Genomic DNA, 13,102 nt, shown 5'->3' on the forward strand with positions numbered 1-13,102 from the left:
CGTCAGCCCTTCTTGACCCGGGCGTCGGCGACCAGCCGGAGCAGGTTGCCGTAGCCCTCGGTGGCGTACAGGCTCGGGCTGACCGCGTCGGCGCGATAGGCGATCGTGGCCGGGCGGGTGACCAGCGGGATCATCTGCGCGTCGGTGTCCACCTTGGCGCACACCGCGGCCAGCGCCTTGTCGCGCTCGGCGCCCGACGGGGTCTCCGTCGCGGCGGTGATCAGCGTGTTGAGGTCCTTGTCGGCCTGCATGAAGCCCGCGTTGAAGCCGGCGACGTCGGGGTTCCACCAGGTGGTGACCATGCCGGGGTCGGCGTATCCGGCGAACCACGACAGCGCGGCGTCGAACGTCGCGGGCACCTTGCCGTACACCTTGCCCGCCCAGCTCGCCTCGTCCATCTGCTCGATCTTGACGGTGACGCCGGCCTGCTGGAGGTTCTGCTGGATCACCTGGGCGACGGCGGGGGCCGGCTCGGTGGAGTAGATGCTGAGCGTGAACGACAGGTTCGCGACGCCCGCCTGGGCGAGCAGTTCCTTGGCCTTCGCGGCGCCACCGGCGGTGGCCGAGGGCAGCGTGGCCGGGTCGCAGGCGCCGGGCAGGCCGGCGGGGGTGACGCCGGTGGGCTTGCCCTGGCCGCCGAGGGCCACTTCGGCCATCTGCTTGCGGTCCAGCGCCATGTTCAGCGCCTGGCGGACCCGGGGATCGGCGAACTTGGGGTTCTTGGAGTTGAGCATCAGGTAGTAGAAGTCGGTGGTGGCCTGGGTGGCGACCTTGACGTTCGCGGCGCCGGCCAGCATCGCGGCGGAGTCGACGTTGCCCAGGGCGGCCAGGGCGGAGCTGCCGTTCTGCACGGCGGCGACGCGGGCGGCCTCCTCGGGCGCGATCGTGACGGTCAGGCTGTCGGCGGCCGGCTTTCCCTTGTCCCAGTAATGCTCATTGCGGGCGAAATTCCAGGACACGTCCTGGCGGTGTGCCTGCACCTTGAACGGCCCGGTGCCCAGCATCTCCTTGGCCGGGTCGAGCGTCTTCGCCTCGATCTCCTTCATCGGCAGGATCGCGGCCGGCACGTTGGCGAGCGCCGCCAGGAACGGCGTGTACGGCTTGGCCAGCGTGACCTTGACCGTGGCCGCGTCGACCTTGGTCACCTTCTCGACCGGGCCGAGCTGCCCCCGCCACACCGACTTGGCGGCCAGCAGCCGCTTCAGGCTGCCCACCACGTCGTCGGCGGTCATCTGCCTGCCATTGGAGAAGGCGACGCCCTTGCGCAGGTGGAACACGTACGTGGTCGGGGTGGGGTTGTCCCAGCTCTCGGCGAGCCGCGGCTGCGGGCTGAAGTCGGGCCCCACGGTGACCAGCGTCTCGTAGACCAGCGACATCAGCTGCCAGGAGGTGGCCACGTCGGCGAGCTGCGGGTCGAGCCCGGTCGCCGCGCCGCTGTCGATGTGCACCGCGACGTTGAGCGCGCCGCCCGCGGGCAGCTTGCCGTCGGCCACGGCCAGGTAGCCGGGGGCGGCGGCCGAGCCGGTCGCCGCGGTGCCCGGCGGGGCCGCTTCCGTGCCGCCGCCGCAGGCGGAGGTGGCCAACACGACCGCCGCGACGCTACCGGCCAGTCTGTATCGCATGACGCCTCATCTCTAGTGACAGGAGCCCTGGCTGCTCGGCGGGACGTCGAGCGTGGGGTTGCGATCGAAGAACCCGACGGGCTTCAGGGTGAACCCGCACGTGTCGACGGGCATGATCGGCCAGTCTTCGGTACGGGGGAAATGGGTCAGCCCGAACGTGTGCCACAGCACGATGTCCTGGCCGTCGATGTCGCGGTCCGCGGCCGTGTACGCGGGCAGCCCGGCGCCACCCGGATGCTGATTGACCAGGTCACCAGCCGGATAGCGCTCCCGGGGATGGTACCTGGTGACCCAGAGATGGCTGGTGGCGAACTCCGCCCTGGCGCGAATCGAGGAGTTCTCGTGGGCGAGCAGGGTGGGCAGGCCCTCGGGGTACAGCGCGTAGCCGACGGGCTCGCCCAGGCGGTTGGTCACCTCCGGGTTGACCACGTGCCAGGTGCGGCCCGTGGCCAGGTCGGCGTCGCGCCGGCCCTCCGCTTCGGTGCGCAGCCGGGTGGCCTTGCGGCCGAAGGCGTTGCCGTACGGGTTGCGCTCGTCCATGGGCAGGCGTACGACCTCCACCTCGTCCACCGCGTTGGCCGGGCCGTCGACCATCATGTCCAGCCGCGCGGAGAACAGGTGCTGGTGGTAGGGCGCCGCCAGCCCCGGCGCCACCTGCGAGCCGTACGGCGCGGCCCGCTCGTCGTAGGCGCCGGTGAACACGATGCCGGTGGCCTTGACCTCCAGCTCGATGGTGCCGTCCAGGTAGAGGTACCAGTAGAAGCCGTAGTCGTAGTTGCCGACGGTGACGAAGAAGGAGATCACCAGCCGCCGCTGCCTGCGCGTCTCGCGGGAGTCGTTGGCCGGGTCGGTGTGCTTCCACAGCACGCCGTAGTCCTCTTCGTGCATGCAGATCGCGTTCGGCAGCACCTTGGGCGAGCCGTCGCCGCCGGTGACGGTGACGTCGAAGTAGGTGATCTCGCCCAGGCAGTCGCAGCCCAGCTCCAGCGCGTTGGCCAGCTTGCCGAGCTGATATTCGCCGGTGTCGAAGTAGTTCTGCCAGAACCGGACCGGGCTCGGGTCCCCGTAGGGCACCAGCATCTCGGCCACCGACGCCCGGTAGACGATGGGCCGGCCGTCGAAGCCGATCTGGTGCAGGACCAGGCCCTCGCGCATGTCGTAGCCGAGGCGGACGTTCCACTTCTCCCAGGTGACGAGGTTGCCGTCGATGCCGAAGCTGGGGCCCTCCGGCTGGGTGATGTGGATCGGGCGCTGACTGGTACGGTGCTCGCGCTCCAGGTGGTAGTCGCCCGCCTCGGCGGGGATGGGCAGCACGCCGGTGTCGACGATCTCGATCACCACGCCCTTGAGCAGGTCGACGAAGGCCACCAGGCCGTCGATCGGGTGCGCCCAGGGCAGGCTCTCCTCGGTCGGGCGCAGGTGGGCCAGCACGCGGGCGATCCGCCTGCCCTCCTCGCCCGGCAGGCCGTAGCTGCCCGCCGACAGGGCGGCGAGCCACACCAGGGCCGTGTCGTCCAGGCCGCGCCGGGCCAGCGCCGCGGCCCAGCCGGCGTCGGCGCCGAGCACCCGCCTGACCAGCTCGTGCTCCTCGTCCAGCATGGGGACTTGGCCGTCGGTGATCGGGTCGATCGGCCGGCGCTCCACCACGTGTCCCTCGGTGAGCGAGACGACCACGTCCTGCGCCTGCTCGCTCGCCAGGTCGAGCACGAGGGCGCGGGCCCGCCGGGCAGCGGGCGCCTCGCCGAGCACGTCCTCCTTCGGGGGCTCCTCGATCCCGAGGTAGGCCACCCGGCCGGTGGCGGCCAGCACTCCGTCGTCCGCCATGATCCGCCTGGCGTCCTCGATCTCCTGCGCACTGAGCGGGTCGAGCGGATGAGACCGCTCCCCGACCCCGAGAACCCGCCGTCCAGCTGCCATCCGGCTTTCCGCCCCTTTCTTGCCGGAACGTTCCGGCATGCGGGCCAACATACTTCCGCCTCAGGACGAGGACAAGACCTTTCGCCAGGTCGATACATGGCGGAAACAGATCACCGGTGGGGCTAGCATCGGGGCGTGCATGCAGACGAGCCGGCCACTATCCTCACGGTCGCCAAGACGGCAGGGGTCTCCAAGACGACCGCGTCCGACGCGCTCAGGGGGTCCGGCCGGGTGTCGGAGGAGACCAGGGCCAGGGTGATGGAGGCCGCCGACGCGCTCGGCTACGTACCCAACGGGTCGGCCAGGCACCTGCGCCGGGCGAGCACCGGCACCATCGGCCTGCACGTGCCGGAGGTGCTCACCCGCTCGTCCTACTACATGTCGTTCGTGTTCGGGGTCGTGCAGGGGGCGGCCGACAACGACTACGACGTCACGCTGATCACCTCGGGCCGCCGCACCCCGCGCGTCGACGGCCTCGTGCTGGGCGACCCCCTGGGCGACGACCCGATCGTGGCCAAGCTCATGGACACCGGCCTGCCCACGGTCACCTGCGAACGCTTCACCGGCACCGGCCGGGCCGACGGCGTGGTCCGCTCCGAACACGCCGAGATGCTGGGCCGTCTGATGGACCACCTGCGCGCCTCCGGCGCGACCCGTCCCGCGCTCATCGTGGCCGGCGACGTGAGTGACTGGGCCGCCTCCGTACACCGGGGGTTCCGCGACTGGTGCGTCCGGCACGACGTGGACCCGCTGGTCCGTACGGTCCCCTTCGACTGCTCGGCGGGCGAGGTCCACGAGACCGCCCGCGAGCTGCTGGCGCTGGAGCCGCGCATCGACGCGCTGGTGTGCGGGCCCGCCGGATCGGCCACGGACCTGCTGCCGCTCCTGCGCGAGGAGGGCCGCGACCTGCTCCGCCGTGCAGACGACGGCGACCCGCGTCGCGAGGGGGGTCGCCACCTGCTGCTCGCGTCGTGCGTCGACAGCCCCGCCATGCAACTGGCCGACCCGCCCATCACCGCCATCGACCTGCGTCCCAGAGAGGCGGGGGTACGATGCGCGGAGCTGCTCTTCGACCTGCTGTCGGGCACGGCTCCGGCGGGGACGGAGCGGATCCACCCCATCGAGCTCACCCTGCGAGCCTCCACGCGGGGTTCATGACGCGCCTTCGGCATCGTGGACGACCAGAGCGAGCTGGACCCGGTTGTCCAGAGCCGCCTTGGTGAGAATGCGCGAGATGTAGCCCTTGACCGTGCCGACGCTCATGTGCAGCTCGGCGGCGATGACCGCGTTGGGCTTGCCCTGCCCCACCGCCAGCGCGACCTCACGCTCCCGCTGGCTGAGCCGCGCCAGCACCGTCCGGGCGTCGGCCCGGCGACGGCTCTCCTCCTCAGGCACCAGGTGGGCGATCAGCCGCCGGGTGACGCTCGGGGACAGGATCGGCTCGCCGTCCACGACCCGGCGGATGGCATCGACGATCCCCTCCGGCGGGGTGTCCTTGAGCAGGAACCCGCCGGCCCCCGCCCGCAGCGCCTTGAACACGTGCTCGTCGGCGTCGAACGTGGTGAGCACGACCACCTCGGGCGCCTGGGGCCGGCTACGCAGCCGCCGGGTCGCCTCGATGCCGTCGAGGCCGGGCATCCGGATGTCCATCAGCACCACGTCGGGAGCGTGCGCGTCGACCGCGGCCACCACCTCCCCGCCATCGGCCACCGCCCCCACCACCTGGAGGTCGGCCGCGCCTTTGAGCATCAACGCCAGACCGGCGCGGACGAGCGCGTCGTCGTCGACGATCAGCACCCGGATCGACGGCCGGGACGGCGGCGATTGCCGCGTGGGTGGCTGCTGTGGCGGCGGCTCAGTCACACGGGCCATGGTAACCAGGCCACCAGCCGGAACCCCCCGCCCGCCACTGGCCCGCACGCCAACCGCCCACCCGCCAACTCCGCCCGCTCCGCCAACCCGGCCAGCCCCGCCCCCGCCCCGGTCGTCCCGAGATCCGCCCCTGACGCCAGCGCTTCGAGCGCACCGGGACCCGCATCGGCCCCCGGCCGCCCCACATCACCGGCTGACCCCGCGTCCGGGCCGAATGAAGTCATTCCGCCGGGCGGCGCATTGTGCACCTCGACCCGCAGCTCAGCACCCGCCGTACCAGAGAGGACGACCGTGACCGGCTGGCCGGGCGCGTGCTTGCGCGCGTTCGTGAGCCCCTCCTGGACGATGCGGTAAGCGGCGCGCCCGGTGACCTCCGGCAGGTCGGCCAGCCGGAGCCCGTGATCGCGCAGCTCGACCCGCATCCCGGCGCTCCGGGACTCCGCCACGAGCGACGCGAGATCCGGGCGGCCGGGCGACAGCGAACCGTCATCGGACGGGGGCGCCTCGCGAAGCACCGAGATCACCGCCCGCAGCTCCTCCAGCGCCAGCCGCGCGCTCGACCGGATCACCCCCGCCGCGTCGGCCACCTCCCCCGGCGTGGCGTCCGCGTTGAACTCCAGCGCCCCCGCGTGCACCGCCAGCAACGACAGCCGGTGGGCGAGCACGTCGTGCATCTCCCGTGCGATGCCGATCCGCTCGGCCCGGCGCGCCTCTTCGGCGCGCAGCCGCTGGTCGGCCTCGGCCCGGCGGGCCCGCTCGGCCAGCGACAGCACCAGCTCCCGCCGGGTGCGCGCCAGCATCCCCCAGCCGGTCAGCGCCCCGCCGAACAGCACCCCCACCAACGCCCACACCGGATAGGGCGCCAGCCCCGGCGGCCGCCAGGCGAACCTGCTCAGCGTCGCGGCCACCCCCGCCACCCCCACCGCGATCGCGGCGGGCGGCTTCCGGTAGAGGGCCACGATCAGCGTGGCGATCCCGGCCGCCACCGAGGCGGCCGCGGCGGGCACCGACAGCGCGATGACGGCCAGCCCCACGCTCACCGGCCACCTGCGGCACAACCACAGCCCCGCGCAGGCCAGAGCGCCGCCCGCCACATCGGCCACCAGATACCAGCCCGGCGTGCCGCCCGTCAGATCACCCCAGACGACCCCGACCGCGCCGGCGAGCGCGAGGATGAACCCACCCGCCCCGACCACCCAGTCGCGCCGCGACCGAATCCAGCCGGGCCGTACGTCTTCCGCACCGGCCACGAACATGACCGCTGATGCTAGCCCGCCACCGACCCGTGCGTAAGCAACCAAAGTCACTGCCGGAAGACGACCAAGGCTGCCATGGAGCGGTCTTCCGCCAGCAGCGGTGATCACCCGTCGCGCGGCACCGTGGCCGCATGACCACAACAGACTCCAGCGGACGCCGCCGGTGGGCCGCGCTGCTGCTCGCGGTGATCACCCCGCTCGTCGCCGAGCTCACCCTGGGCAACCCACCCCTGAGCCAGATCTGGCTGATGCTCCTGTGGGTGCCGATCTACGGCGCGGGCACCGTGCTGATCCGCGAGCTGGTACGCCGGCGCGGCGCGGGCTGGCTCTCGATCCTGCTGCTCGGGCTCGCGTACGGCATCGTCGAGGAGGGCCTGGCGTTGCAGGCGCTCAGCAGCCCCACCCTGTACGGCGTCGCCGGGTGGGCGCCCAGGATCCTCGGGCTGAACAGCGCGTACACCGAGCTCAACCTCCCCTACCACGCCGTGTTCAGTGTGGCGCTGCCGATCCTGCTGGTCGACCTGGTGTTCCCAGGCATGCGGGACAGGCCGTACCTGAAGCGGACCGGGCTGGTGGTGACCGGGGTGGTGTTCGTGCTGGGCGCGGCGCTGCTGCGGTTGAGCGTGACGGGCTTCATCGACCCCGGCTACCAGGCGCCGCTCCCGGTGGTGGCGGGCTGCCTGGCGGCCGTGGCCCTGCTCGCGGTGCTGGCACTGCGTGTCGTCCCCCGCGCCTCGCACCCGCTTCCCGGCGTATCACAGACCGCCCGGCGCTCATCGGCTCCGGCTACCGGTACGGGCGCGGTGCCCGGTTCGTGGACCGTGGCGGTTTTCGGGGGGATCGTCGCGTTCGGCTATCTCGCGCTCCTGTTCCCCTTCGGCGGCGCCACGCAGCCCGCCTTCACCCGGGGCAACTGGGTGGTGGTGCCGATGCTGGCCGCCGCGGCCCTCGCGGTGCTCGCGTGGTGGCTGGTCCGCCGCTGGACGACGAGCGGCGCGTGGTCGGACCGGCACAGCCTCGCGCTGGCCGGCGGGGCGTTGGTGGCGCACACCGCCTTCGGAGTGCTGGCCAACGCCGCGACCCTCACCGAGCGAGCCGAACTGACGGCGCTCGGACTGGTCATGATCGGCCTGCTGGCGCTGCTCGGCCGCGGGGGGCGACGATGTGCGACGACATGATCGCGTAACGCGTGGCGAACATGGCCTCTTCGGCGGGGCCGCGTCAGGTGAAGCTGCCGAGAATGGTGCCGAAGTCCAGCATCTCCGGCACCGGCTCCTGCCCGGTGGCGGCCCGCACCTCGCCGTAGAGCGCGCCGATGTGGTGAACGACCGCCCGTCGCACCCCCGCCGGATCCCGTTTGGCCAGCGCGGCCAGCATCGCCCGGTGGTGCGGGTCGAACCGCTCGTCCGCCCGGCCCAGGGCGAGTGTGTGCGCGCGGAACTCGGCCATCTGCGGCACCAGCGCCAGGTACATCTGCAGCAGCAGGTCGTTGTGCGCGGCCCGGATCAGGCTCTCGTGCACCAGCTCGTCGGTGCCCACCAGCACGTCGAGGTCGCCCTTGCGGCGGGCCGCCTCGTGCTCGCGGCAGCGGGCGGCCATGGCGTCGATGTCGGCCTGGTTGGCGCGGACACAGGCCAGGCCCGCCGCGGCCAGCTCCAGCCCGATCCGCACCTCCAGCACCTCGGCGATGGCCGGCCCCTCGGTGGCGCTCCAGCGCGCGAACTGCGGGGTCGGCTCCGGCTCGGTGCGATGCCGGACGAAGGTGCCCCGGCCGCGCACGACCTCGACCACGCCGAGCGTGTGGAGCTTGCGGATGGCCTCGCGCAGCGAGCTGCGCCCGACCTGGAACTGGCGGGCCAGCTCCGGCTCCGAGGGCAGCTGGTCGCCTGGCCGCAGAGCACCGGAGTCGATCTCGGCCAGGAGCTGCTCGGCGATCACGTCGGGCAGCGGCGTGCGAGCCAGCGGCTCGTAGCGGGCACTCTCACGGGTCTGCTCGGCGCTCACGCCGAGCATTCTGCCATAAACGTTGACTGATGTCAGACAACAGACTAGCTTGCCGAACTATCCCGAGGAGGAACCACCAGAGCAGAGGTGATCGCATGATCAAGGTGGGTGTGCGCTTCCCGCCGTGCGGACGAGCGGACCAGGTCGCCGAGGAGGTGCGGCGCGCCGAGCGCAACGGTTTCGACGTGGCCTGGATCGCCGACTCCCAGCTCCTCTGGCGCGACGTGTACGCGGTGATGGCCGTGGCCGCGACCCGCACCGACCGCATCGGCCTGGCCACCGCCGTGACGAACGTCGTCACCCGCCACCCGACCGTGGTGGCCTCCGGCATCAACACGGTCGCTGAGCTGGCGCCCGGCCGCGTCGTGCTGGGGCTAGGCACGGGTGACAGCTCGGTGAAGCCGCTGGGTATCCGCCCCACCACGCGGGCCGAGCTCCGCTCGGCGATCGGCGAGATCCGCACGCTGCTGAGCGGGCAGGAGCAGGTGTACGGCGAGCGGCGGCTACGGCTGCGTGACGCCGGGGGCGCGGTGCCCGTGCACATCGCGGCGAGCGGACCGCGCACGCTGGAGTTGGCCGGACAGATCGCCGACGGCGTGGTCACGCTGGCCGGCATCTCGCCGGAGACCCTCGGCCAGACGATGAAGGCGGCGCGGGCCGGCCTCGCCGGGTCCGGCAGGGCCTTCGAATTCACCGCCGGCGCCTTCTGCAAGGTCACCGACGACCTCGAACGCGACGCGGCCGTGCTGAAGCCGATCTGCCTGCACATGGCGACCATCGGCGGTCAGGACTTCCTGCGCGTCGCGGGCATCGAGCTGGCGCCGCCGCCGCACGTGCCCGAGGTCTATCCGGACATGGTGCACGCCGAGGACTGGAAGCTGGCGATCGAACACGCCTCGAAGTGGGTGACCGACGAGATGGCGGTTCGGTTCGCGCGGACGTTCTGCCTGTTCGGCACCGTGGACGACATCGTGGAGCGGGCCAGGCGCGCGGTCGAGCTGGGCGTGACGGGCTTCTACCTGCGGCACGTCGGCAATTACTCACTGCCGAGCGAGCTGATCGAGAGTTTCGGCGGCGACGTGCTCCCCCGCCTGCGCGCTCTCGAAGGGACAGCTCGGTGACCGGCGAATACGTCGTGGACGCCCTGGCGGCGCTGGCCCGCGTGCCCTCCGCCGTGCCCCTGGGCGCCGAGACGCTCATCGCCCCCGACCACCCGACGCTCGTGCGTTACGTTCAGGACCACCTGCGGCCGGCGTTCCTGGAGGTGGGCGCCGACGACATCATCGACCTGCCGCTCAACCAGTTCGCCGTACGGCTGGGCGACGGCCGGGGTCCGACACTGGCCCTCATGGCGTACACGCCGACCCAGCACCACAACCTGATGGCCGATCCGTGGTCGGGCGACATCCGCACCCTCGACGGCGAGCCGTACCTGTTCGGCCAGGGGGTCACGCAGAACAAAGCGCATCAGGCGTGCCTGCTGGACCTGGCCCGCTGGATCGTGGCCGAGAACGTACCGCTCCACGGCACCCTGCTGCTCTGCGTCAACAACGAGGGACGCAGCAGCCACGACTGCTCGCGAGCCATCCTGGACGCGCTGCCGAAGACCCCTGACCTGGTCATCCAGCTCTTCTGCACCGGGTTCGAGGTGTCGATCGGCAATCGGGGCCGGGTCGACGTGCTCGTCGAGATCGAGGGCAGGACGGCGCACTCCTCGGCTCCGCCGGGCAGCGGCAGAGTGATCGACACGGCCGCCGACGTCGTCGTCAGGCTCCGCGAACTCGACGCGAAAGCCCAGAGCGAGAAACACCCCGAACTGGGGCACGAGCAGGTCGTGCCGTACCTGGTGAGCTACGAGCCGCTGGCCCCGCACACCCTGCCCGGCTCGGCGCGGATCACCGTGGACCGGCGGCTGCTGCCCGGCACCGATCCCGAAGACGCCGCCCTGGAGATCGCCCAGGCGTTGAAGGGGGTGGCGGGTGGCTGCGACATCGCCGTCCGGCCCGGCGTCACGATGCTGCCCGCCTACCTTCCGCCTGAGAGGCGAGCCGTGCTCGACGCGCTCGACGGCGCGATCCGTGCCCGCCTGGGCGAGCCCCGGCACACCGTCTACGGCGGCTCGTTCGACGCGGGCGGGCCGGCCGAGCGCGGCATCCCCACCGTCATGTTCGGCGTGCCCGAGGAGGGCGACCTGCTCGGCGACGACTACGTGCGACTGTCGGCCGTACGCGACGAAGCCGCCATCCTGCGTGACACCGTCACTCGCTTCCTGGAGGCGTGAACCATGGCAACAAGCTCCACCAGGGTCGTCCTGGCCAGCCTCGCCGGGACGACGATCGAGTGGTACGAGTTCTTCATCTACGGCACCGCCGCCGTCCTGGTCTTCGACAAGCTGTTCTTCCCCAGCTACGACGACCTGGTCGGGACGCTGCTGTCGCTGTCGACGTTCGCGCTGGCGTTCGTGGCAAGGCCGATCGGCGGCGCCCTGTTCGGGCACTTCGGCGACCGGCTCGGCCGCAAGTCCATGCTGGTCGTCACCCTCTGCCTGATGGGCGGCGCGACGCTCTGCATCGGCCTGCTGCCCACCTACGACTCCATCGGCGTGGCCGCCCCGATCCTGCTCGTGCTGCTGCGCGTGGTGCAGGGCCTGTCGCTGGGCGGCGAGTACGGCGGGGCCGTGCTGATGAGCGTCGAGCACGCGGCTCGCTCCCGGCGCGGCTTCTTCGGCGCCCTGGTGAACACCGGCGCGGCCTGGGGACTGCTGCTGGCCAACCTGGTCTTCCTGCTCACCTCGCGGCTGTCCGACGACGCCTTCCTCACCTGGGGCTGGCGGGTGCCGTTCCTGCTCAGCGCGGTCCTGGTCGGCTTCGGCCTGCTCATCCGGCTCAAACTGGCGGAGAGCCCGGACTTCCAGGAGGTCAAGCAGCGCGGCGAGGTCAGGAAGGCGCCGCTGGCCGAGGTGCTGTCCCAGCACTGGCGCCGGGTGATCCTCATGTGCCTGGCCTACATCCCGGCCGGCGCCACGTTCTACATCGCCACCGTCTACTCGCTCGGCTACGGCGAGAAGAAGCTCGGTCTGGACCGGGACATGATCCTTCAGCTGGTGCTGCTGGTCAACGTGTTCACCATCGCCGCCATTCCGTTCTTCGGCTGGCTGTCGGACCGGGTGGACCGCAAGAAGATCTTCTGGGTGAGCATCATCGGGATGGCGGCACTGCCGTACGTGTGGTTCTCCGCCTTCCAGAGCGGATCCTTCGGAGTGATGCTGCTCGGCTTCCTCGCGCTGTTCATCCCGTACGCCGCCAATTACGGCACGATGCCGACGTTCTTCGCGCACGTCTTCCCGCCCGAGGTGCGCTACACCGGCATGTCGGTCGGCTACACGCTGGGCACCGTGTTCGGCAGCGGCCTCGCCCCGATCATCGCCACCTGGCTGTACGACTCCACCGGCACCTCGACGTCGATCGCGCTCTACATGACCGCGGCCGGGCTGGTCGGGGCGGTGGCCACGCTGTTCCTGTCCGAGCGGGCCGCCGATCCCGAGCGGGCGGGCGAAGCGGGACGGGTGACGGCGTGACGGCGTTCCTCACGGCCGGCGACCTGCGGCACGCCTGCGAGCTGAAGGCCGCCCATCCGAACGCCACGCTGATCGCGGGCGGCACGGACGTCATGGTCGGGCTCAACTTCGGGCATACGGCTCCGTCCAAGCTGCTCGACGTCAGCCGCGTGCCCGAGCTTCAGGAGTGGTCCCGCGACGGCGACACGGTGCGGCTCGGCGCGGGTGTGCCGTACACACGGATCGTCGGCGAGCTGGGCGGCCCGCTGCCGGGACTGGCGCGGGCGGCGCGCACGATCGGCTCCGCGCAGATCCGCAACCGGGCCACCGTCGGCGGGAACCTCGGCACGGCCTCGCCCGCCGGTGACGCGCTGCCGCCGCTGCTGGCGGCGCGCGCCTCCATCGAACTCGCCTCGCCGCGCGGTGTCCGTCATGTTCCGGCCCGTGACTTCTTCCTCGGCCCCGGGCGTTCGGTGCTGGCCGAGGAAGAGATCGTGGCGGCGGTGCGGGTGCCGGCAGCGGCGGGGCCCGAGCAGTTCGCCAAGCTCGGGCCGCGCAACGCCATGGTGATCGCGGTCGCGTCCGTGGCGCTCACGCTGGATCCGGTACGGCGCCGCGTCGGCTGCGCCGTCGGGTCGGCGGCTCCGACTCCGGTCGCCGCCTCGGCCGCCGAGGAGTTCGCCGCCGCCGAGCTCGACTGGGACGGCGGCCGCGAACCGCCTGCCCCGGTCGCCGCCCGGTTCGCCGCACTCGTGGCGGACGCGACCGCACCCATCGACGATGTCCGGGCCAGTGCCGGTTACCGCCGGCACGCGGTCGCCGTACTCGCCCGCCGTACCCTCGCGTGGGCCTGGCAGGAATACCGGAGGAGCTGA

11 protein-coding genes are annotated in these 13,102 nt (G+C 71.9%); 6 read left to right on the forward strand and 5 right to left on the reverse strand.

Annotated features, from left to right (window positions below; genetic code table 11):
• Nucleotides 1-2: 2 nt before the first annotated feature.
• Nucleotides 3-1,622: an ABC transporter substrate-binding protein gene (locus ACGFJ2_RS50305; RefSeq protein ID WP_393480871.1), complete on the reverse strand. Its 1,620-nt coding sequence runs from the start codon at nt 1,620-1,622 to the stop codon at nt 3-5.
• A 12-nt stretch (nt 1,623-1,634) separates the two neighbouring features.
• A complete protein-coding gene (locus ACGFJ2_RS50310) occupies nt 1,635-3,578 on the reverse strand; it encodes a primary-amine oxidase (RefSeq protein ID WP_357952690.1) in 1,944 nt (647 codons plus the stop codon).
• A gap of 96 nt (nt 3,579-3,674) precedes the next feature.
• Between ACGFJ2_RS50310 and ACGFJ2_RS50315 the strand changes: the two genes are divergently transcribed.
• Nucleotides 3,675-4,697 carry a LacI family DNA-binding transcriptional regulator gene (locus ACGFJ2_RS50315; protein ID WP_393480875.1) on the forward strand — a complete coding sequence of 341 codons (1,023 nt, stop codon included), beginning with the start codon at nt 3,675-3,677 and terminating at the stop codon, nt 4,695-4,697.
• Here the strand turns inward: ACGFJ2_RS50315 and ACGFJ2_RS50320 are convergent.
• Together ACGFJ2_RS50320 and ACGFJ2_RS50325 are read right to left on the reverse strand one after the other, a co-directional pair.
• Entirely contained in the window at nt 4,692-5,411 is a 720-nt protein-coding gene (locus ACGFJ2_RS50320) for a response regulator (protein WP_393480877.1), read from the reverse strand. The two genes, ACGFJ2_RS50315 and ACGFJ2_RS50320, sit on opposite strands and share 6 nt — an antisense overlap.
• Nucleotides 5,399-6,667 carry a sensor histidine kinase gene (locus tag ACGFJ2_RS50325; protein ID WP_393480880.1) on the reverse strand — a complete coding sequence of 423 codons (1,269 nt, stop codon included), beginning with the start codon at nt 6,665-6,667 and terminating at the stop codon, nt 5,399-5,401. Before ACGFJ2_RS50325 ends, ACGFJ2_RS50320 begins: the two co-directional genes overlap by 13 nt.
• Nucleotides 6,668-6,798: 131 nt before the next feature.
• On the opposite strand from ACGFJ2_RS50325, the gene ACGFJ2_RS50330 reads away from it, so the two are divergent.
• Nucleotides 6,799-7,845: a hypothetical protein gene (locus ACGFJ2_RS50330; RefSeq protein WP_393480882.1), complete on the forward strand. Its 1,047-nt coding sequence runs from the start codon at nt 6,799-6,801 to the stop codon at nt 7,843-7,845.
• 43 nt (nt 7,846-7,888) lie between these two features.
• Here the strand turns inward: ACGFJ2_RS50330 and ACGFJ2_RS50335 are convergent, their stop codons facing one another.
• Nucleotides 7,889-8,671: a FadR/GntR family transcriptional regulator gene (locus ACGFJ2_RS50335; RefSeq protein WP_393480885.1), complete on the reverse strand. Its 783-nt coding sequence runs from the start codon at nt 8,669-8,671 to the stop codon at nt 7,889-7,891.
• 95 nt (nt 8,672-8,766) lie between these two features.
• Between ACGFJ2_RS50335 and ACGFJ2_RS50340 the strand changes: the two genes are divergently transcribed.
• Genes ACGFJ2_RS50340 through ACGFJ2_RS50355 form a run of 4 tightly spaced genes read left to right on the forward strand, consistent with a single transcriptional unit; the run spans nt 8,767 to nt 13,102 of the window.
• Nucleotides 8,767-9,792: an LLM class flavin-dependent oxidoreductase gene (locus ACGFJ2_RS50340; protein WP_393480887.1), complete on the forward strand. Its 1,026-nt coding sequence runs from the start codon at nt 8,767-8,769 to the stop codon at nt 9,790-9,792.
• Nucleotides 9,789-10,952 (forward strand): M20 family metallopeptidase, encoded by a 1,164-nt coding sequence (locus ACGFJ2_RS50345; protein WP_393480890.1) that lies wholly within the window; start codon nt 9,789-9,791, stop codon nt 10,950-10,952. The genes ACGFJ2_RS50340 and ACGFJ2_RS50345 overlap by 4 nt, the downstream gene beginning before the upstream one ends.
• A gap of 3 nt (nt 10,953-10,955) precedes the next feature.
• A complete protein-coding gene (locus tag ACGFJ2_RS50350) occupies nt 10,956-12,248 on the forward strand; it encodes an MFS transporter (RefSeq protein ID WP_357952682.1) in 1,293 nt (430 codons plus the stop codon).
• On the forward strand, nt 12,245-13,102 hold the full coding sequence (locus tag ACGFJ2_RS50355; RefSeq protein ID WP_393480892.1) for an FAD binding domain-containing protein: 858 nt from the start codon (nt 12,245-12,247) through the stop codon (nt 13,100-13,102). The genes ACGFJ2_RS50350 and ACGFJ2_RS50355 overlap by 4 nt, the downstream gene beginning before the upstream one ends.

It is taken from the genome of Nonomuraea sp. NPDC049028 (assembly GCF_043197735.1).
Classification (GTDB): Bacteria; Actinomycetota; Actinomycetes; order Streptosporangiales; family Streptosporangiaceae; genus Nonomuraea.